This window comes from Kribbella sp. NPDC023972 (assembly GCF_040639075.1).
Classification (GTDB): Bacteria; Actinomycetota; Actinomycetes; order Propionibacteriales; family Kribbellaceae; genus Kribbella.
The window spans coordinates 1,832,779-1,852,226 of record NZ_JBEZZH010000001.1 but is presented as its reverse complement, the minus strand read 5'-3'; the positions used below and the strand labels follow the sequence as shown (position 1 = coordinate 1,852,226).

19 protein-coding genes are annotated in these 19,448 nt (G+C 68.9%); 13 read left to right on the top strand and 6 right to left on the bottom strand.

Annotation, left to right across the window (positions count from 1 at the left end):
- Nucleotides 1-45: 45 nt before the first annotated feature.
- The 5 genes from AB0F43_RS08820 to AB0F43_RS08800 all read left to right on the top strand — a co-directional run bounded on the left by AB0F43_RS08820 (nt 46) and on the right by AB0F43_RS08800 (nt 4,942).
- Complete coding sequence (locus AB0F43_RS08820) at nt 46-1,431, top strand: phosphomannomutase/phosphoglucomutase (RefSeq protein ID WP_360472690.1); 1,386 nt, start codon at nt 46-48, stop codon at nt 1,429-1,431.
- Nucleotides 1,432-1,632 (top strand): Trm112 family protein, encoded by a 201-nt coding sequence (locus AB0F43_RS08815; protein ID WP_360472687.1) that lies wholly within the window; start codon nt 1,432-1,434, stop codon nt 1,630-1,632. It abuts the gene before it with no gap.
- 76 nt (nt 1,633-1,708) lie between these two features.
- Entirely contained in the window at nt 1,709-2,785 is a 1,077-nt protein-coding gene (locus AB0F43_RS08810; RefSeq protein WP_360472684.1) for an SIS domain-containing protein, read from the top strand.
- A complete protein-coding gene (gene manA / locus AB0F43_RS08805; protein WP_360472681.1) occupies nt 2,779-3,951 on the top strand; it encodes a mannose-6-phosphate isomerase, class I in 1,173 nt (390 codons plus the stop codon). The genes AB0F43_RS08810 and manA overlap by 7 nt, the downstream gene beginning before the upstream one ends.
- Nucleotides 3,952-3,982: 31 nt before the next feature.
- Nucleotides 3,983-4,942 carry a cation diffusion facilitator family transporter gene (locus AB0F43_RS08800; RefSeq protein ID WP_360472678.1) on the top strand — a complete coding sequence of 320 codons (960 nt, stop codon included), beginning with the start codon at nt 3,983-3,985 and terminating at the stop codon, nt 4,940-4,942.
- Between the two features lie 100 nt (nt 4,943-5,042).
- Here the strand turns inward: AB0F43_RS08800 and AB0F43_RS08795 are convergent, their stop codons facing one another.
- Nucleotides 5,043-5,402: a MerR family transcriptional regulator gene (locus AB0F43_RS08795; protein WP_132215156.1), complete on the bottom strand. Its 360-nt coding sequence runs from the start codon at nt 5,400-5,402 to the stop codon at nt 5,043-5,045.
- A gap of 120 nt (nt 5,403-5,522) precedes the next feature.
- Here AB0F43_RS08795 and ahcY point away from each other — a divergent pair, with 120 nt between their 5' ends.
- Entirely contained in the window at nt 5,523-6,959 is a 1,437-nt protein-coding gene (ahcY, locus tag AB0F43_RS08790; RefSeq protein WP_360472675.1) for an adenosylhomocysteinase, read from the top strand.
- A gap of 137 nt (nt 6,960-7,096) precedes the next feature.
- Here the strand turns inward: ahcY and AB0F43_RS08785 are convergent, their stop codons facing one another.
- Nucleotides 7,097-8,206, bottom strand: a complete 1,110-nt coding sequence (locus tag AB0F43_RS08785) for an RDD family protein (RefSeq protein WP_360472672.1) — start codon at nt 8,204-8,206, stop codon at nt 7,097-7,099.
- An 80-nt stretch (nt 8,207-8,286) separates the two neighbouring features.
- On the opposite strand from AB0F43_RS08785, the gene AB0F43_RS08780 reads away from it, so the two are divergent.
- Nucleotides 8,287-9,285, top strand: a complete 999-nt coding sequence (locus tag AB0F43_RS08780) for a stage II sporulation protein M (protein WP_360472669.1) — start codon at nt 8,287-8,289, stop codon at nt 9,283-9,285.
- Entirely contained in the window at nt 9,221-10,072 is an 852-nt protein-coding gene (locus AB0F43_RS08775; RefSeq protein ID WP_360472666.1) for a DUF1206 domain-containing protein, read from the top strand. Before AB0F43_RS08780 ends, AB0F43_RS08775 begins: the two co-directional genes overlap by 65 nt.
- Here AB0F43_RS08775 and AB0F43_RS08770 read toward each other — a convergent pair whose 3' ends face one another.
- Genes AB0F43_RS08770 through AB0F43_RS08760 form a run of 3 tightly spaced genes read right to left on the bottom strand, consistent with a single transcriptional unit; the run spans nt 10,073 to nt 13,172 of the window.
- Nucleotides 10,073-11,668, bottom strand: a complete 1,596-nt coding sequence (locus AB0F43_RS08770) for an ABC transporter permease (RefSeq protein ID WP_360472663.1) — start codon at nt 11,666-11,668, stop codon at nt 10,073-10,075.
- Entirely contained in the window at nt 11,665-12,561 is an 897-nt protein-coding gene (locus AB0F43_RS08765; RefSeq protein ID WP_360472660.1) for an ABC transporter ATP-binding protein, read from the bottom strand. Before AB0F43_RS08765 ends, AB0F43_RS08770 begins: the two co-directional genes overlap by 4 nt.
- Nucleotides 12,562-12,563: 2 nt before the next feature.
- Nucleotides 12,564-13,172, bottom strand: a complete 609-nt coding sequence (locus AB0F43_RS08760; protein ID WP_360472657.1) for a TetR family transcriptional regulator — start codon at nt 13,170-13,172, stop codon at nt 12,564-12,566.
- A gap of 208 nt (nt 13,173-13,380) precedes the next feature.
- Between AB0F43_RS08760 and AB0F43_RS08755 the strand changes: the two genes are divergently transcribed.
- From AB0F43_RS08755 to AB0F43_RS08735, 5 genes are all read left to right on the top strand, one after another.
- On the top strand, nt 13,381-15,174 hold the full coding sequence (locus tag AB0F43_RS08755; protein ID WP_360472654.1) for an ABC transporter substrate-binding protein: 1,794 nt from the start codon (nt 13,381-13,383) through the stop codon (nt 15,172-15,174).
- A complete protein-coding gene (locus AB0F43_RS08750) occupies nt 15,171-16,214 on the top strand; it encodes an ABC transporter permease (RefSeq protein ID WP_360472651.1) in 1,044 nt (347 codons plus the stop codon). Before AB0F43_RS08755 ends, AB0F43_RS08750 begins: the two co-directional genes overlap by 4 nt.
- Nucleotides 16,215-16,290: 76 nt before the next feature.
- A complete protein-coding gene (locus AB0F43_RS08745; protein WP_360472648.1) occupies nt 16,291-17,175 on the top strand; it encodes an ABC transporter permease in 885 nt (294 codons plus the stop codon).
- Nucleotides 17,175-18,134, top strand: a complete 960-nt coding sequence (locus tag AB0F43_RS08740) for an ABC transporter ATP-binding protein (protein ID WP_360472645.1) — start codon at nt 17,175-17,177, stop codon at nt 18,132-18,134. Before AB0F43_RS08745 ends, AB0F43_RS08740 begins: the two co-directional genes overlap by 1 nt.
- Nucleotides 18,128-19,111, top strand: a complete 984-nt coding sequence (locus AB0F43_RS08735) for an ABC transporter ATP-binding protein (RefSeq protein WP_360472642.1) — start codon at nt 18,128-18,130, stop codon at nt 19,109-19,111. The genes AB0F43_RS08740 and AB0F43_RS08735 overlap by 7 nt, the downstream gene beginning before the upstream one ends.
- Before the next feature lie 76 nt (nt 19,112-19,187).
- On the opposite strand, the gene AB0F43_RS08730 is transcribed toward AB0F43_RS08735, so the two are convergent.
- Nucleotides 19,188-19,442, bottom strand: coding sequence for an amphi-Trp domain-containing protein (locus AB0F43_RS08730; protein WP_360472639.1), 255 nt, complete (start codon nt 19,440-19,442; stop codon nt 19,188-19,190).
- Between the last annotated feature and the right edge of the window lie 6 nt (nt 19,443-19,448).

Genomic DNA, 19,448 nt, shown 5'->3' with positions numbered 1-19,448 from the left:
GAGGCTGAGATACAGGTTTGCCGGTGGGCCGGATAGGGTCCACGCATGGTTGACGTTGCTGCGATCTTCAAGGCGTACGACGTACGTGGGGTCGTCCCGGACCAGCTGGACGAGTCGGTGGCCCGGGCAACCGGGGCGGCCTTCGTCGAGGTCCTGGACGTCCTGGCGTCTCCGGGGGCGGTCGTGGTCGGCTACGACATGCGGCCGTCCAGCCCGGCCCTGGCGGCCGCCTTCGCCGAGGGGGTGACCAGCACCGGCGCGGACGTGATCGACATCGGCCTGGCCTCGACGGACCAGCTGTACTTCGCCTCCGGCCGGCTCCAGCTGCCCGGCGCGATGTTCACCGCGAGCCACAACCCGGCGCAGTACAACGGCATCAAGCTGTGCCGCGCGGGTGCCGCTCCGGTCGGCGCGGACTCGGGCCTGCGCGACATCGCCGACCTGGTCGCCAAGGCGCTCACCGAGGGCCCGGCGGAGAGCGCCGTACCGGGCAAGGTCGTTCGCAAGAACCTGCTCACCGCGTACGCCGACCACCTCAACGACCTGGTCGACCTGAGCGGCATCCGCCCGCTCCAGGTGGTCGTGGACGCCGGCAACGGCATGGGCGGTCACACCGTCCCGGCCGTGTTCGCCTCCGGGCCGGTCGAGATCATCCCGCTGTACTTCGAGCTCGACGGCAACTTCCCGAACCACGAGGCGAACCCGCTGGACCCGAAGAACCTGGTCGACCTGCAGGCGAAGGTGCGCGAGGTCGGCGCCGACCTGGGCCTGGCCTTCGACGGCGACGCGGACCGCTGCTTCGTGGTGGACGAGAAGGGCGACCCGATCTCGCCGAGCGCGATCACCGGCGCGGTCGCGGTCCGGGAACTGGCCAAGCACCCCGGCTCGGCTGTCATCCACAACCTGATCACCTCCAAAGCCGTGCCCGAGCTCATCACCGAGCACGGCGGCACGCCGATCCGGGCCCGGGTCGGGCACTCGTACATCAAGCAGAAGATGGCCGAGACCGACGCCGTGTTCGGCGGCGAGCACTCCGCCCACTACTACTTCCGGGACTTCTGGCGGGCCGACACCGGCATGCTGGCCGCACTGCACGTGCTGGCCGCACTCGGTGAGCAGGACAAGCCGGCCAGTGAGCTGTTCGCCGACTACGAGCGGTACGTCGCATCCGGCGAGCTCAACAACAAGGTCGACGACGCGGCCGCGACGGTCGCGGCGATCGAGGACACCTACGGCGGCCGGGACGGGATTACCGTTGACCATCTGGACGGTCTGACCGTGTCGGCGGGACAGTGGTGGTTCAACGTCCGTGCGTCGAACACGGAGCCGTTGCTGCGGCTGAACGTCGAGGCGGCGGACCGGGCCACGATGGAACGCGTCCGTGACGAAGTACTGGCCCTGATCACCGGTGCATCGGTGGAGGAGAACTGAATGGCAGTCAATCTGGACCCGGACCTGCTGAGCATCCTGGTCTGCCCCAAGTGCCGGTCGGAGTTCCGGGTGGACGACGAGGCGAACGAGCTGATCTGCACGAACGGCTCCTGCGCCCTGGCCTACCCGGTCCGCGACGACATCCCGGTGCTGCTGATCGACGAGGCGCGGGACACCAAAGAGGTCGCTGAGAACCCATGAGCGAGCGAAGCGAGTTCATCATCAGGCACAGTGCGCCTCGTGTCTCGTCCGCGCCCGGAGCGAAGCGAGGACGTGGATGAGCGTCTTCGACGACTCGAGGCTGGACGACCCCGCCGCGCTCGCGGCGACGGACCACCTGCTCCGCCGCCTGGCGATGGCCGGCGCCCGCGTCCGGGCCGAGGTGGACGCGGCCGAAGAGGCGCTGGCCAAGGTCGACCCCGGCGGCTTCCGGCCGCGCGCGGTGCTGGCCGCCGGTCGTGACGCCCGGCTGGTCCGGGCCGTGCTGGAGCCGGTCTGCCCGGTTCCGTTCGTGGCCTGGCCCGGTCCCGGTCTGCCCGGGTGGGCCGGTCCGCTGGACCTGGTGATCGTCCTCGGCGGCTCCTCCGAGGACTCCGACGCGGTGTCGGCCGCTTCGGAGGCAGAGCGTCGTGGCTGCGGCCTGATGGTCGCCTGCCCACCGGACTCCCCGGTCGCCCAGGCCTCCGCCGGCTCACGCCACGCGATCCGGCTGCCCTCGCAGTCCGACGACCAGTTGGCCGCGGCTGTCGCCGTACTCCAGGGGTTGCACCAGATGGAGCTCGGCCCGGAGGTGGACGTCAAGGCTGTCGCGTCGATGCTGGACGACGTGGCGATCGAGTGCTCGCCCAACAACGACGTGGCGTCCAACCCGGCGAAGGACCTGGCCCTGATGCTCGCGGACGCGTTGCCGCTGGTGTGGGGTGGCTCTGTCCTGGCCGCACGTGCCGCACGTCGGGTGGTGGAGGCCTTCCGGCTCGCGAGCGGCCGGCCCGCGCTGGCCGCGGACGCCGGGCATCTGCTGCCGGTGCTCAACCAGCCGCCGCGCGACCTGTTCGCCGACCCGTTCGACAAGCCGGAGGAGCTGCGGCCGGGTCTGGTCATCCTGGACGACGGTGTGGACGACCCAGGTGTGACCGAGCATCGCCGCAAGCTGGAGGCGAAGGCCGAGGCCCACGACGTCCGGGTACACATCGTGACGCAGGCCAACGGCACCGACATCGCCCGGTACGCCGCACTGACCCAGCACGGCCGCTACGCCGCGGCGTACCTGGGCATCGGCCTGGGCCGCTACGGTACGGCGACCGACACCGAGCACGCGGAACCAGGTATTCCCTCGGAGGACCCAGCGTGGTAGTTCGGCTGCGGAACACCATCCGGGACTACGCCTGGGGGTCGCCGACCGCGATCCCCGAGCTGACCGGGGTGGAGCCGGACGGCCGTCCGCAGGCCGAGCTGTGGATGGGTGCGCACGAGTCCGCGCCGTCCCTGCTGCCTTCAGGTGATTCCCTGTACGACGTGGTGTCCGCAGGGCCGGCCGACGTACTCGGGGCGGAGACGGCCGAGCGGTTCGACGGCCGGTTCCCGTTCCTGGCCAAGCTGCTGGGGGCCGCGCAGCCGTTGTCGATCCAGGCGCACCCGTCCCGCGAACAGGCGATCGACGGGTACGCGCGGGACGAGGCCGCCGGGATCCCGCGGGACGCCGGTGACCGCAACTACAAGGACGCCTGGCCGAAGCCGGAGGTCCTGATCGCGCTCGGCCCGTTCGACGCGCTGGTCGGGTTCCGGCCGCTGGAGGCCACGGTGGCGTTCCTGGACGCGCTGACGCCGGTCGGGTTCGAGGAATGCACCGACCTGCTCCGCAACGGCAAGCTCCAGGACGTGTTCACCCAGATCATGAGCAACGACCGGGACACCATCCGTCCACTGGTCGCCGCGTTGGGCGAGGCCTGTGCGCAGTACGCCGGTGAGGCCTTCGCGTTGGAGCGGGAGACGCTGGCGCGACTGTGCGCGGACTTCCCCGACGATCCCGGCGTACTGGCGGCCCTGCTGCTGAACCGGGTGCGGCTGGAACGGTTCCAGGCGGTGTACCTGCCGGCCGGGAACGTGCACGCGTACCTGCACGGGCTCGGGTTCGAGGTGATGGCGAACTCGGACAACGTGTTGCGGGGCGGCCTCACCAGCAAGCACGTCGACGTACCGGAGTTGGTCTCGGTGGTCGACTTCGAACCGCTCGCCGATCCGGTGCTGTCGGCGACCCCGGTGAGCGACGGCATCTCGGCGTACGAGACCGGGTGCGAGTACTACGCCATCCGCCGGGTGGACCTGTCCGGCGACGAGCGGATGGTCGCCGGTGAGGGACCGCGGATCATTTGCTGTGTCGCGGGAAGTGTCGAAGTCGGTGCTGACGGCAACGAGTCCGCTGTGATGTTGTCCGCCGGTCAGTCCGCGTTCGCGGCAGGACCCGAAGGACCCTGTAGCCTGCGTGGTTCCGGCACGGCGTTCGTCGTGTCCGCGCGCTGATCACCCAACGTTGACGGAGGACCTGGAGAAAATGGCTGGTGGCGGAACCAAGGCGGTCGTCGCGGCTCTGCTGGCGAACACCGGGATCGCGATCACCAAGTTCGCCGCCTGGGGACTGACCCAGTCGGCGTCGATGCTCGCCGAGGCGATCCACTCGGTTGCCGACGCCGGTAACCAGGTGCTGCTGCTGGTCGGCGGCAAGCGGGCTCAGCGGCAAGCGAACGAACTGCACCAGTTCGGCTTCGGCCGGGAGCGGTACGTGTACTCGTTCATCGTGGCCATCGTGCTGTTCAGCGTCGGTGGCCTGTTCGCGCTGTACGAGGGCTGGCACAAGATCCACGACCCGCACGCCATCGACCACTGGAAGTGGGTCCCGGTCGCGGTGCTGGTCGCCGCGATCATCATGGAGACGTTCTCGTTCCGGACCGCGATCGTCGAGGCGAACAAGGTCCGCGGCCCGGTCGGCTGGGCCAGGTTCATCCGCAACGCCCGGTCGCCGGAGCTGCCGGTCATCCTGCTGGAGGACTTCGCCGCCCTGACCGGTCTGGTGCTGGCGCTGATCGGCGTCGTCCTGACGCTTGCCACCGGCAACGGTGTGTACGACGGCCTGGGCTCGATGGCGATCGGTGCGCTGCTGGTCTGCGTGGCGGTCTTCCTGGCGATCGAGATGAAGTCGCTGCTGCTCGGCGAGTCCGCGACCCGCGAGTCGCAGCAGAAGATCGTCGCCGCGATCGAGAACACCCCGGGTGTGCAGCGGCTGATCCACATCAAGACCCTGCACCTCGGCCCGGAGGAGGTCCTGGTCGCCGCCAAGCTCGGCGTCGAGCCGACTACCGACGCGGCCGTCGTGGCGCAGACCATCAACGCCGCCGAACGCGCCATCCGCGAAGCCGAGCCGATGTCGATCCACGTCTACCTCGAGCCCGACATCTACCTCGAGAACTACACCCCCGCCGACCGCCCCCCGGTCCCCGAGGCCCCCTCCCACTGACCCCATTTGCCTGGCTGACCACCGAGCTGGAGGGTTTGCCACTCTGATTCAGGGTGGCAAACCCCCCACATCGCTGGCCAGCCAGGGAAATGCCTGGAGGTCAGCGGGGGCGGGGTGGGAGTACGCCGGAGCGGCCGAGCCAGCGGAGGGCTCGTTCGCGGTCGATCTCGGACTGGGTGGGTGGGGTGGTGAGGCGGCCGGTGCGGTAGCCGAGGTTGCGGATGTCGGCCGCGACGGACGGCTCGGCCAGGGCCCGGAGTGCGAACGCCAGCGCGGCCGGCGTCACGTCGTACCGGTGCTCGAGGTCGAGGGCGAGTTTCACCGCGGCCAGATCGCGTTCGTCGTACTGGCGCTGGGTGTTGTGTCCGGGGCGGGACCGCGGTAGCAGGCCGAGGGCCTCGCGGTACCGCAGCATTCGGGGGGTGGTGCCCAGGTGTCTGGCGGCCTCGGTGATGCGCATGACACCAATCTTGACATTTCAGTGTCAGAAACACCTCCGGGGCCATCAACTGTCCGGGTCCGGCGCTCTAGGCTCTGGCAGGCAGGAAGCAATCACAGTCTTCAGGGGAGCGGTAACCGCATGACGTTCGACTACAAGGTGGCGGACCTCGGGCTGGCCGAGTTCGGCCGCAAGGAGATCCGGCTGGCCGAGCACGAGATGCCCGGCCTGATGGCGATGCGCAAGCAGTACGGCGAGAGCAAGCCGCTGGCCGGGGCGCGGATCGCCGGCTCGCTGCACATGACCGTGCAGACCGCCGTACTGATCGAGACCCTGGTCGCGCTCGGTGCGGACGTGTGCTGGGCGAGCTGCAACATCTTCTCCACCCAGGACCACGCGGCCGCCGCGGTCGTCGTCGGACCGGAGGGCACGGTGGAGAACCCGGCCGGTGTCCCGGTGTTCGCCTGGAAGGGCGAGACGCTGGAGGAGTACTGGGCCTGCACCGAGCAGATCCTCACCTGGCCCGGTGGTGAGGGCCCGAACATGATCCTGGACGACGGCGGTGACGCCACCATGCTCGTTCACAAGGGCACTGAGTTCGAGAAGGCGGGCGTCGTCCCCGACCCGTCGACCGCGGAGTCCGAGGAGTACGGCGTCGTCCTCAAGCTGCTGACCCGGTCGCTGGCGGAGTCGCCGTCGAAGTGGACCGCCATCGGTCAGGGCATCAAGGGTGTCACCGAGGAGACCACCACCGGCGTGCACCGGCTGTACGAGATGCACAAGGCCGGCACGCTGCTGTTCCCGGCGATCAACGTGAACGACTCGGTGACGAAGTCGAAGTTCGACAACAAGTACGGCTGCCGGCACTCGCTGATCGACGGGATCAACCGGGCCACCGACGTACTGATCGGCGGCAAGGTCGCGGTGGTCTGCGGGTACGGCGACGTCGGCAAGGGCTGTGCGGAGTCGCTGCGTGGTCAGGGCGCCCGGGTGATCGTCACCGAGATCGACCCGATCTGCGCGCTGCAGGCGGCGATGGACGGCTACCAGGTCGCGACCGTGGACGACGTGGTCGGGATCGCCGACATCTTCGTCACCGCGACCGGCTCCCGCGACGTCATCACCGCCGACCACATGGCGGCGATGAAGCACCAGGCGATCGTCGGCAACATCGGCCACTTCGACAACGAGATCGACATGGCCGGCCTCTACAAGCTGGACGGGGTCGAGCGGGTCACGATCAAGCCGCAGGTGGACGAGTTCCGGTTCCCCGACGGCCACACCGTGATCATCCTGTCCGAGGGCCGCCTGCTGAACCTGGGCAACGCGACCGGCCACCCGTCGTTCGTGATGTCCAACTCGTTCACCAACCAGGTGCTGGCCCAGATCGAGCTGTTCGTGAAGACGGCCGACTACCCGACCGAGGTGTACGTCCTGCCCAAGCACCTCGACGAGATGGTCGCCCGCCTCCACCTCGACGCCCTCGGCGTCAAGCTCACCGAGCTCACCAAGGAGCAGGCCAACTACCTCGGCGTACCCGTCGAAGGCCCGTACAAGTCAGACCACTACCGCTACTGAGTTCTTTCCAGTACGCCCGGCAGGCGCCCCATCACTTTGGTGGGGCGCCTTGCTGTTGTGGCTGGCTGGGGTTACGGCGTGGGGATAGAGGAGCAGCCCCACCGGGCCAATCCACTAGCTGCGACATGGTCGCAAGACTAGAACCCCTGCCCAGCTTCGTTGCTGCCCGGGGCGGCCCAGCCCTCGGCGTTGACCACGGCGGGGCGGTACGGCGCGACCGGAGCCGGCGCGGGGAACGGGCCGGCTGCCCCCGGTATGGCGGGTTGCGCCGGCGGCAGGACGCCGTACGGACTGGGCGGAGCGAACGGCCCCGCCGGCACGCCGTACGGACCGGCCGGACCGCCGTAGGGGTTGGCCGCCACGCCGTACGGGCCGCCCGGAGCGCCGTACGGCCCCGCCGGAGCGCTGTAAGGCCCGCCAGGACTCCCGTACGGGCTGGCCGGTGCGGCGTATGGGTTGGGTGGGGCGAAGGGGCCGGTCTGGGCTGGGCGGGTGGTGGCGAGTCGGTTGAGTTCGCGGCGGCGGCGTTCGGCCAGCACAGCGGACAGGAAGGCCGGCGCCACCAGCGCCACCGGCGGCGCCGGAGCGGTCACCTGGCTGACCCGATAGGCGAGCGCGTCCCCGATCGCGGCCCGGGCGTCCGGCAGCAGTTCGGTGTAGCGCGCGAGGTACTCACGGGCCGCGTTCGCCAGCTCGTCCGACAGCCTGGACAGCTCCAGCGACTGCGCCCACTGCACCAGGTGACCCGGTACGAACAGCGGCGGCGACGCCATCGGCTGGTGCCGTTCGCGGATCACCACCGTCCCGGCGACCATGTCGCCGATCCGCTTGCCCTGCTTGTTCATCAGGCTCGCCACGATCCCCGGGCTGGCCGCGAACCACGGCGCGAAGTCGACAAAGAACCACATCAGTGTCCGCACCAGCGCGTGCCGGAACCGGATCGAGCTGCCGTCGTCGCGGACCACCTTCAGCCCGAGCACCATCTTGCCGAGCGTCCGCCCGCGGGTCAGCGTCTCCATCACCACCCGGTAGCCGACCACGACGACCAGTACGACGACGAAGATCAGCGCGACCGCGAGCGCCTCGCTCGCCTCCCCGCCGATGAGGAATCCGGCCAGCAGCGAGATCAGCACCCCGAGTACGACGCCCTGCAGGATCACGTCGATCGCACACGCCAGAGCCCGCGTCGGCATCCGTGCGATCCGCACCTGGAGGACGACCGCCTCGCCCGTGACCAGCTGAGACACTCCGTCGCCCCCCTCCTGCCGAGACACTAGGTCCGGCTAGTCTGCCAGCGCGGAGAGCCAGACCTGGGAGGAGGGCCGCTGTGGACGTCGAAGCGTTCGTGTCGGTGCACCAACCGCAGTGGGACCGCCTGGCGTACCTGACCCGCCGGCAGCGGCGTCTGACCGGTGCGGAGGCAGAGGAGCTCGTCACCCTCTACCAGCGCGTCGGCACGCACCTGGCCGCGCTCAGGGCCGCCGGTGCGGACCCGGTGTCCATCGGACGGCTGTCCGGCCTCATCGCCGACGCCCGTGGTGCCGTGACCGGTGCACAGGCCCCTGTCTGGCGTGACATCTCCAAGTACTTCCTGGTGAGCTTCCCGGCCGCGCTCTACGCGTCCAGACGCTGGTGGCTCACCATCGGCCTGCTGTTCTACCTGGTCGCGGCCTGGGGTGCGTGGCGCGTGATCGCGCACCCGGAGGTGGTGGACTCGATCCTCACGTCGGCGCAGGTCCAGGAGCTGGTCGACAAGCAGTTCGCCTCCTACTACTCGGAGCACCCGGCCCAGGACTTCGCCTTCCAGGTCTGGATCAACAACGCCACCATCAGCGCCGCGGTACTCGCGCTCGGCATCCTGCTGATCCCGTCGGTCTTCATCCTCTGGGACAACGCCCTCAACCTCGGTGTGACCGCCGGCCTGATGATCGGCCACGACCGGGCGGACGTGTTCTTCGGCCTGATCACGCCGCACGGCCTGCTCGAGCTTACGGCGGTCTTCGTCGCGTCCGCGGCCGGCCTGCGGCTCGGCTGGGCCTGGATCGTCCCCGGGCCGCGCACGCGGATGCAGGCCGTAGCCCAGACCGGCCGCGCCACCGTCGGTATGGCGATCGGCCTGGCCGCGATCCTCCTGGTCACCGGGATCATCGAAGGGTTCGTCACCCCGTCGTCGCTGCCGACCGCGGTCCGGGTCGGCATCGGCGTACTGGCCGAGATCGGCTTCGTCCTGTACGTCTGGATCCTCGGCCGCCGCGCTTTCCGTGCCGGTGAGTACGGCGACGTCGACGAAGCCGATCGCGAAGCCACCGCCCCGGTCTCCGCATAAGCCTGGGCACAGGGGTCGCGTGACTACCGCCCAAGAAGCTCGACAGAGCCGTACGTACGACGCCGCGATCACCGTGGGACTGATCGGGTACGGCGTCGTCCACCTGCTGATCGCCTGGCTCGCCCTGCAACTCGCCCTCGGCAAGGCGTCCCACGAGGCCTCGCAACAGGGCGCCCTGGAGGAGTTGGCCGGCAAACCGCTTGGCGGTGTGCTGCTCTGGGCGGTCGCGATCGGCCTGTTCGCCTTGGTGATATGGCAGGCCCTGCTGTTGTTCTTCGGGCGGTTGAAGCCGTCCAGGATGGTCTCCGCGGCCGGGCGGAGTCTGGTCTACCTGGGACTTGGCGTCCTCGCGATCAAGGTCGCCACCGGCTCTGGTGGTTCGAGCACTGGTGAGCAGAAGACGATCAGCGCCCGGCTGATGGAGCACGGTGCCGGCCGGGCACTGATCGTCGTGATCGGCGGGGCGATCGTTGCGATCGGCATCTACCACGTCTACAAGGCGATCACCACGAAGTTCACCGAGGACCTGGTCGGCGGCGTCTCCGACCTGACCATCCTGCTCGGCCGGATCGGGTACGCCGCCAAGGGTGTCGCGTTCATCGTCGTCGGAGCCCTGTTCGGCTGGGCCGCGATCGACTACGACCCGGAGAAGGCCGGCGGTCTGGACGCGGCCCTGCGCACGATCAAGGACCAGCCGTTCGGGTCCGTCCTGCTCACGGTCCTGGCGATCGGTATCGCCGCCTTCGGGGTGTACGCGTTCGCGTGGTCACGCAACGCCCGGCACTGATCAACCGACCGGCAGATCCCGCCGTCGCAGTCCGACCAGACCGGCAATACCCAGTACGACGGCGATCGCGACCAGCGTGATCACCGGCGCGGCCGATGCCGAACCGCCGGGCAACTGGGGGAGATGGCTGAACGGGGAGATGTCCTTGATCCACCGGGACAACTCGGTGCCGGAGGTGGTCATCACGATCACCAGACAGATCGACGGCGGCGCCCAGGCGGCCGCGGACCACCGCGGGAACAGCCCGAACAGCGCGACCGTGATCGCGGCCAGCACCCACACAGCCGGCAGTTGCACCAACGCGGCACCGATCAGCCGGGGTACCTGCCCACCCACATCTCCGACCGCTGCGCCGTACGCCAGTCCGGCGCCGAGCCCCGCGACGAGCAGAGCAACCGCGGGGCCGAGCAGCCCGAAGAGGAGGTGACTCGCGGCCCACCGCAGCCGGGCGGTAGCGGTCGCGAGCACGGGCTCGGCACGTCCGCTGGTCTCCTCGGTGCGCAACCGCAGGGTCGCCTGCACGGCGTACGCCGACGCGATCAGCCCGACGATCGTCATCACCCCGGCGAAGAATGAGTCGATCAACCCGCTTGCACCACCGAGGCGCGCGAACACCTCCTGCACGGCCGGATCGTCCCGCATCAGCTCGCCGACCCCTTCGGCCACACCGCCGAACAGCACGCCGAGAACGGCGAATCCAGCGGTCCACGCGACGAACAACCCCCGATGCAACCGCCAGGCCAACCCCAGCGGCGAGCCCAGACCACGTCCACCCTCGGCCGGACCCAGCCGGTCCGGCAACAACCCGGCGCCTACGTCGCGCCGGGCCTGCAGCCGGACGGCGATGGCAACGAGTACGGCGGTGATCGCGAGCACCACGACGACCAGCCACCAGCGGTTGTCGCCGTACGGGCGGATCCGTTGCGCCCAGCCGATCGGCGACAGCAGAGAAAGCCACGCCAGTGGACCGTCCGAGTGTGCACTCGTGTCGCCGGCAGCCCGCAGCACGTACGCCGCGCCGAGCACACTGAGCCCGATCCCGCGCGCCGTACTCGCGCTCGCGGTCAGTTGTGCGGCGATCGCTCCCACCCCGCCGAAGAGCCAGCCGGCGCACGCGAACTCGAGGCCCAGGGCAACGGATCCTGCGAGCGGCAGATCCTGGCTGTTCATGCCCAGGGCAAGTAATACGGCGAGCAGCAGGTTCGCCAGAAAGGTGATCACCAGCGCGGCCGCCAGTCCGGCGTGCCGGCCGACGACACTCGAGCCGAGCAGCTCGGCGCGGCCGGTCTCCTCCTCGACCCGGGTGTGCCTTATCACCGTCAGCAGGCTGATCAGTCCGACCACAACCGGCACAAACCCCAGCCGCCAGGTGAGGAACTCGCCCAGGCTCGTCCCGGTCAACTCGCCGTACAGGGTGACGAAGCCGGCGTTGCTCGCGTACTGCCGCCGCGATTCGGCGGTCGGGAACAGGTCGTTGAAGGACTGCGCGTAGCTCACCGGGATGCCGACCAGCAGCACGATCCAGATCGGCAGCACGATCCGGTCCCGGCGCAGGACCAGCCGGGCCAGCCCCCACGTGCCGGCCAGGGTCGTCACCGTGACCCCTCCGGCTCGTACAGCCGCAGGAACAGCTCCTCCAGCGTCGGCGGCTGACTGACCAGACTGCGTACGCCGATCTCGGTGAGCCGCTTGAGCACCGGGTTGATCTCGTCGGTGTCGACGTCGAACCGGACCTGGCCGTCCTCGACCCGCAGGTCGTGGACGCCGTTCAGCTGGGCCAGCCCGTCCATCGGCCCGACCAGCTCGGCCTGGATCGTCGTACGGGTCAGGTGCCGCAGGCCGGACAGCGTCCCGCTCTCCACCGCGCGGCCGGCGCGGATGATGGTGACCCGGTCGCAGAGCGCCTCGACCTCGGACAGGATGTGGCTGGACAGCAGGACGGTCCGGCCGTCCCGGTCGCTCACCTCCTGGACGACCTCCCGGAACACCTCCTCCATCAACGGGTCGAGCCCGGAGGTCGGCTCGTCGAGCAGCAACAGCTCGACGTCGGAGGCGAACGCGGCGACCAGCGCGACCTTCTGCCGGTTGCCCTTCGAGTACGCCCGCGCCTTCTTCCGCGGGTCGAGGTCGAAGCGCTCGAGCAGCTCGGCCTTGCGCTTGCGGTCGATCCCGCCGCGCATCCGGCCGAGCAGGTCGATGGCCTCGCCGCCGGACAGGTTCGGCCACAGCGTCACGTCGCCGGGCACGTACGCCAGCCGCCGGTGCAGCGCGGTCGCGCCCGACCACGGATCGCCGTCGAGCAGCCGCGCGGTGCCCGAGGTCGCCCGGGTCAGTCCGAGCAGGATCCGGATGGTGGTGGTCTTCCCGGCGCCGTTCGGGCCGAGGAAGCCGTGCACCTCACCGGTCCGAACGGTGAGGTCCAGGCCGTCCAGGGCGCGGGTGCGCCCGAACGTCTTGACCAGGCCCTCGGTGCTGATCGCAGCCGACATGATCAATGCTCCTCTGAGTACTTCCGTAGTTGTTCGAGTTGCTCCGGCGTCAGCATCGGGATGGTGAAGATGTCGAGCGCGGCCTGGGTCAGCCGGGCATAGCCGCTGGGACTGGCGATGTCCTCGCCGATCGCCTTGGAGACCTGGTCGCGGAGCACGAAGACGCCCATCTTCATCGCCGCCAGGACGGCGGCGTACGCCCGCCGGTCGCTGGGTGCGGTGCCGAGCGTCTTGGTGAACTCCTCCCCGGCGTCGACCATCTCCAGGAACAGCGCGGTCGCAGTCTCCGAGCCGTCCATCATCGAGCGGATCAGGTACGTCTGCAGCGGCAGCATGATCGGGTGCATCGTGGTCACGTTGGTGTGCGCCGCACCGCCCTGGAACACGAGCTCCTCACCGATCTGCAGCATCCGCTCCTTCGCGTAGTGGTCGCAGGCTTCGCGCAAGGCCTGTTTCGAGCCGAAGTGATGCCGGACCAGCCCGGACGAGACACCTGCCTCGGCCGCGATGTCGCGGATCGAGGCGCCCTCGATACCGCGCTCGGTGAACAGCTTCATCGCCGCGTCCCGGATCCGGGCCCGGGCGTTCAGGTCGTCGGCCGGTCGGTCCATCTCACGTCCTCTCGCTACACATAAGAGCAAACTACTACACGATCGTATAGTCAAGCGTAAAATGATTACTTACTCGGGAACAAAACTGTGACAAGTTTCCGTAGCTCGTTGACAGGAGAGCGCTTGCTGGTGTGGTTTCTTCCCCAACAGGCCTCCCTGGCCGGGGCGGCGGGGTGGGCAGGCCACAGCGGAAGGATGTGTGGGGCGGATGAGGAAGGTCTTGGCAGTCATCGCTGCCATCGGGCTACTGGCATTACCCGGTACGACGGCCAGTGCCGCCGAGCCGGCCAAGAAGACCATCCGGGTCGGGGTCACCCAGTCGGTCGACTCGATGAACCCGTTCCTGGCCGTCCGGCTCGTGTCCGGGTCGCTGCAGCGCTGGATGTACGGCTTCCTGACCGTGCCCGACTCCAAGACCCTGCAGCCGAGCCCCGACCTGGCCGAGTCCTGGACGACGTCACCCGACGGCCTGACCTGGACCTTCAAGATCCGGGACACCAAGTGGTCGGACGGGCAGCCGGTCACCGCCGCCGACGCGGCCTGGACGTTCAACAAGATGATGACCGACGACGGCGCCAAGACCGGTAACGGCCCGGCGGTGGAGAACTTCGCCAGTGTCAGCGCGAACGGCCAGGAGCTGACCATCAAGCTGAAGAGCCCGCAGGCATCCATGCTGGACAACCCGGTCCCGATCATGCCGAAGCACGTCTGGGAGAAGGTCCCGAACATCGCGAAGTACGAGGCCGACGTCTACCCGGCCGTCGGCAGCGGCCCGTACATCGCGGTGGAGCACAAGAAGGACCAGTACGTGAAGCTCCAGGCGAACCCGAACTACTGGCGCGGGCCGGCGAAGATCGACGAACTGCAGATGATCTTCTACGACAACCCGGCTGCCGCGATCGTCGGGCTGAAGAAGGGTGACATCGATCTGATCGGCCGGCTCGCGCCGCCGGACTTCGAGTCGCTCAAGGGCGACGACAACATCGTCCAGTGGAACACCGCGGGCCGGCGGGCGACGTACCTGCAGATCAACCACGGCGCCACCACGAGCGACAACAAGCCGATCGGCGACGGCCACCCTGCGCTGAAGGACGAGCGGGTCCGGCAGGCGCTGCACTACGCGATCGACAAGCAGAAACTGGTCGACGAGGTGCAGAACGGACTGGCCGAACCGGCCGACGGATCGATCGTCCCGCCGATGTACAAGGACTTCTTCTGGCAGGCCGAAGGTGACCGGAAGGTCTCGTACGACGTTGCCCAGGCCAACAAGATCCTGGACGACGCCGGGTACAAGAAAGGTGCCGACGGCATCCGGACGATGCCGGACGGGTCGCGGAAGCTGCAGTTCCGGTTCAGCATCCACACCGACGCCCCGATCGAGGACAAGCTGGCCGAGTACCTGACCGGCTGGTTCAAGGAGATCGGCATCCAGCTCTCGACCAAGCGACTGGACTCGAGCAAGTTCTCCGAGGAGACCGGGACGACGGCGCTGTTCGACATCGCGATCAGCGGCTGGTCGGTGAACCCGGACCCGGAGGAGGTGCTGGCCACCCACCTGTGCAGCCGGCGCCCGACCGCGTCCGGTGAGGGCGGCGGCACCGAGTCGTTCTACTGCGACCCGCAGTACGAGGACCTCTACAAGCAGCAGCAGAAGGAGCTCGACCGGCCGAAGCGGGCCGAGTTCATCAAGAAGATGCAGGAGCGGCTCTACACCGACGCGCCGGTGATCGCGCTGTACTACCCGAACAACCTCGAGGGCTACCGCAAGGACCGGATCGCCGGCATCACCTCGATCCCGGAGGACAAGGGCCTGCTGTACGGCGGTAGCGGCTACTGGCCGTTCTACACCCTCGAGGCGGTGAGCACCGACGCCGCGAGCGCGGACGACGGCGGATCGAGCGCCGGTGTGATCGCCGGCGTCGCGGGTGGCGTCACCGTACTGGCCATCTTTGGATTCCTTCTGCTGCGGCGCCGGCAGAGTGCGGCCGACGAGCGCGAATGACAGCAACGCCGCCGGTCACCCAGCCGGCCGTCGAGGCTCTGGACGAGAGCCCGGCCCGCCATGGTCTGCTGCGCTACGCGGCGACCAAGGTGGGCGGGGCCCTGTTCAGCATCGCGATGGTGATCGTCGCGACGTTCTTCCTGTTCCGGTTGCTGCCGGGTGACCCGGTCCGGGCGCTCGCGCAGGGCCGGAACATGACGCCGGAGCAGCTCGACCTCGAACGGGCCCGGCTGGGCCTGGACAAGTCGTTGCCGGAGCAGTTCGTCCAGTTCGTCAAGCAGACGCTGCAGTTCGACCTCGGCACCTCCTACGAGTACAAGCGTCCGGTCCTTGATCTGATCGGGGAGCGGATCGGCTCCACGCTGCTGCTCACGGGTACGGCGCTGGTGCTGGCGGTCAGCCTGGGGATCTGGCAGGGCGCGCGGGCGGGATGGAAGCCGGGCAGCCGGTTCGACAGGTTCTCGACCGCGATCTCGCTGGTGCTGTGGTCGGTACCGACGTTCTGGCTCGGCCTGCTTCTGCTGATGGTGTTCGCGGCCGGGGTCGGGCCGATTCCCGGTGTGTTCCCGACCCGGGGGAGCTCGAGTGTGGACGCGCCGGACGGTTTCGCCTATGTGCTGGATGTCGCGCAGCACATGGTGTTGCCGTGCCTGACCATGGTCGCGGTCGTCTACGCGCAGTACCTGCTGGTGATGCGGTCCTCCGTGCTGGACGAGGTCGGGCAGGACTACATCACCACGGCCCGGGCCAAGGGTCTGCGGGACGACGAGATCCGGCGGAAGCACGCCGTACCGAACGCGCTGCTGCCAACGGTGACGCTGGTGTTCATGCGGATCGGGTTCGTGGTCGGCGGTGCGGTGACGGTCGAGGCGATCTACAGCTGGCCGGGGCTCGGGCAGTTGTTCTACGAGGCGATCCGGGTGCCGGACTTCACCCTGATGCAGGGCACGTTCCTGCTGATCACGGTGTCAGTGATCGTGATGAACACGTTGGCCGACGTGGTCTACCACGTGCTTGATCCGCGGGTGAGGTCGGCATGAACGAGCGAAGCGAGTTCATGATCGGGCACTGCGCAACTTGTGCCTCATCCGCGCCCGGAGCGAAGCGAGGACGTGGATGAGCAGCGTGACCTGGGTACGACGGCAGCGGGCGTTCAAGCGGTTCTGGGGCGACTTCCGGACGCATCGAGCGGGTGTGGCCGGTCTCGCCATTCTCGTGCTGGCGGTGGTCCTGGCGTTGATCGCGCCGCTGTTCATCGACGCCGGGGTGACGAACGTGGTCAGCGGGACCGGCGAGAAGATGGCGCCGCCGAGTCTCGACGATCCGCTCGGGACCGACGAGTCCGGGCGTTCGGTGCTGCTGATGATCTGGTGGGGCTCACGCACCTCACTGCTGATCGGGTTCCTCGCGGCCCTGCTGAGCATGGTGATCGGCACCGTGCTCGGGATCGCGGCGGGGCATTTCCGCGGCTGGCTCGGTGCGATCATCCTGCGCGTCACCGACTGGTTCCTGGTGCTGCCCTCGCTGGTCACCGCGCTGGTGCTGGCCGCGATTCTCGGCGGCAGTACGGCGACCATCATCATCGCGATCGGGGTGACGTCCTGGCCGTCCACGGCCCGGCTGATCCGCGCCCAGACGCTCGCTGTCGAAGCACGGCCGTACATCGAACGATCGCTGGCCCTCGGCGCCGGCCACTGGCACATCACCACCCGGCACGTGCTGCCCAACGTCGCACCGTTGCTCCTGGCAAGTACGACGCTCGAGGTGGCGAGTGCGATCGTCACCGAGTCGACCCTCGCGTTCCTCGGCGTGAGTGCGAACAAGACCTCCTGGGGGACGATGTTGCGCGGATCGTACGACTGGGGAGCGGCCACCGCTGGTGCGTGGTGGTACATCCTCGTGCCGGGGCTGTGCATCGTGATCGTGGTGATGGCGTTCACGCTGTGCGGGCGGGCGCTGGAGAGTGTGCTCAATCCCCGGTTGCGGACGAGGGCGGCGTGATGGGTCTGCTCGAGCTGGACGGTCTGTCCGTCACCTACCGGATCGCGTCCGGCGAGGTTCCCGCCGTACGGGATGTGTCGTTGTCGTTGGAGGCCGGCGAGGCGGTCGGGTTGGCGGGCGAGTCGGGGTCGGGGAAGTCCTCCGTCGCGATGGCGTTGCTGCGGCTGTTGCCGCGATCGGCGCGGCTCGAAGGACGGGTGTTGCTGGACGGCGAGGACGTGCTGACCATGAACTGGGGCCGGCTCCGGGCGGTCCGGTGGTCCGCAGCGTCGATCGTGTTCCAGGGTGCGCAGCACGGGTTGAACCCGGTGCAGCGGATCGGTGACCAGATCGCCGAGCCGCTGCTCGTGCACAAGCTGGCTTCGCCGTCCAAGGCGTCGGTGAGGGTGCGGGAGTTGCTGGAGCAGGTCGGGTTGCCGGCCTGGCGGGCACGGAGTTATCCGCATGAGCTCAGTGGTGGCCAACGGCAACGAGTCATGATCGCGATGGCACTGGCGTGCTCGCCCCGGTTGATCATCGCGGACGAGCCGACCACCGCGCTCGACCTGATGGTGCAGGCGCAGGTGCTGACGCTCATCCGGCAGTTGATCGCCGAGCACGACATCTCGCTGCTGATGATCTCGCACGACCTGTCGGTGCTCGCCGACGTCTGCGACCGGCTGGCGGTGATGTACGCCGGCCGGCTGGTCGAGGCCGGTCCGTCGTCCGGGAAGTTCCAGCATCCGTACAGCCAGGCGCTCGCGGCGGCCTTCCCGACGGTCGGCGATCCGGCGTCGCGGCTGGCTCCCCGCGGGCTGGCCGGCGATCCGCCGGATCCGCAGCAACTGCCCGGTGGATGCGCGTTCCATCCCCGTTGTCCAGTGGCGCTGGAGTCTTGTTCGACCGAGAGCGTGGACTTGCGGCCGGCAGGCGATCGCCGTACGGCGGCCTGCGTCCTGGTAGGGGAGGGAACGTGCTAGAGGCAAAGGATGTGGCGGTCGAGTTCGCGTCACGCGGCCGACGGGCGCGAGCCGTGGACGGCGTCAACCTGGCCGTCGGTGCGGGCGAGATCGTCGCGCTGGTGGGCGAATCCGGCTGCGGCAAGACCACGCTCGCCCGGACCCTCCTCGGCCTCGAACGTCCGACGTCCGGTCAGATCGCGTACGACGGTACGCCGTTGAGCTACTCGGGTCGTCGCCTGCGGGCGTTCCGCCGGCAGGTACAGCTGGTGCTGCAGGATCCGATGGGGTCGCTGAACCCGCGGCAGACGGTCTACGAGGCGGTCGCCGAAGGACCGCGCATCCACGGGCTGCCGGACGAGGAGTCGGTCGTGACGTCCGCCCTGTCGCGGGCGGGGCTGCGTCCGCCGGAGCGGTTCTTCCTGCGGTATCCGCACGAGTTGTCGGGCGGCCAGCGGCAGCGCGTCGTGATCGCGGGGGCGTTGGCGTTGAGTCCGAAGTTCCTGATCGCCGACGAGCCAGTCGCCTCCCTGGACGCCTCGGTCCGTGGCGAGATCCTGTCGCTGCTCCTGCGGTTACGGGACGACCTCGGCCTGGGTGCCCTGGTCGTCACCCACGACCTCGGGCTGGCCTGGAACATCGCGGACCGAGTGGCGGTCATGTACCTCGGCCGCATCGTCGAGTGCGGCCCGGCGGAGGAGGTGCTGACGAACCCACAGCACCCGTACACCAAGGCGTTGCTGTCGGTCCTGCCCGAGTCACCTCAGCGGATCGCCCTGACCGGCGAACCACCCGACCCCACCCGCATCCCCACCGGCTGCCGCTTCCACCCCCGCTGCCAACTCTTCGCCACCGGCCAAGGCGTCGACGCCTGCCGAACAGCCACCCTTCCGGTGCTCCCGGCAACCACCGGTTCCGCCGTCGCCTGCCACCTGGCCCAACTCCCCGCAACCACCTCGCCCCCGCAGCCCACCGCCGTACCCGATTTGCCTGGCTGACCCGTGAGGTTGTGGGTTTGCCACCCTGATTCCGGGTGGCAAACCCAGCACTTGGTGGGTCAGCCAGCCAGATGGGTCAGACCTCGGGGGCGGCGGGTTCGGGTTCTTCGTCGGCTTCGGCGAGGGACCACTTGAGCTGGAACTCGACCTCTTCCTCGCTGTCGCCGCGTTCGTGCTCGACGCTGATCCGGGCGTTCCTGGGCACGGTGAACCGCTCACCGGCGATCTGGATCCGGAACGGCTTGCCCGCTTCCAGGGCGTCCGCCAGCCGGCGCAGCTTGGCCGCGAAGTCGGCGACCGAGTAGTCCTTCTCGACATCTCTTTCACTCATGCGACC

Bases quoted from the DNA above. Each gene is read 5' to 3' on its own strand.
- AB0F43_RS08765 (WP_360472660.1), bottom strand. From the start codon at position 12,561: ATGTCGGCTGCGATCAGCACCGAGGGCCTGGTCAAGACGTTCGGGCGC.
- ahcY (WP_360472675.1), top strand. From the start codon at position 5,523: ATGACGTTCGACTACAAGGTGGCGGACCTCGGGCTGGCCGAGTTCGGC.
- AB0F43_RS08750 (WP_360472651.1), top strand. From the start codon at position 15,171: ATGACAGCAACGCCGCCGGTCACCCAGCCGGCCGTCGAGGCTCTGGAC.
- AB0F43_RS08745 (WP_360472648.1), top strand. From the start codon at position 16,291: ATGAGCAGCGTGACCTGGGTACGACGGCAGCGGGCGTTCAAGCGGTTC.
- AB0F43_RS08815 (WP_360472687.1), top strand. From the start codon at position 1,432: ATGGCAGTCAATCTGGACCCGGACCTGCTGAGCATCCTGGTCTGCCCC.
- AB0F43_RS08755 (WP_360472654.1), top strand. From the start codon at position 13,381: ATGAGGAAGGTCTTGGCAGTCATCGCTGCCATCGGGCTACTGGCATTA.
- AB0F43_RS08820 (WP_360472690.1), top strand. From the start codon at position 46: ATGGTTGACGTTGCTGCGATCTTCAAGGCGTACGACGTACGTGGGGTC.
- AB0F43_RS08760 (WP_360472657.1), bottom strand. From the start codon at position 13,172: ATGGACCGACCGGCCGACGACCTGAACGCCCGGGCCCGGATCCGGGAC.
- AB0F43_RS08795 (WP_132215156.1), bottom strand. From the start codon at position 5,402: ATGCGCATCACCGAGGCCGCCAGACACCTGGGCACCACCCCCCGAATG.
- AB0F43_RS08740 (WP_360472645.1), top strand. From the start codon at position 17,175: ATGGGTCTGCTCGAGCTGGACGGTCTGTCCGTCACCTACCGGATCGCG.
- AB0F43_RS08810 (WP_360472684.1), top strand. From the start codon at position 1,709: ATGAGCGTCTTCGACGACTCGAGGCTGGACGACCCCGCCGCGCTCGCG.
- AB0F43_RS08800 (WP_360472678.1), top strand. From the start codon at position 3,983: ATGGCTGGTGGCGGAACCAAGGCGGTCGTCGCGGCTCTGCTGGCGAAC.
- AB0F43_RS08730 (WP_360472639.1), bottom strand. From the start codon at position 19,442: ATGAGTGAAAGAGATGTCGAGAAGGACTACTCGGTCGCCGACTTCGCG.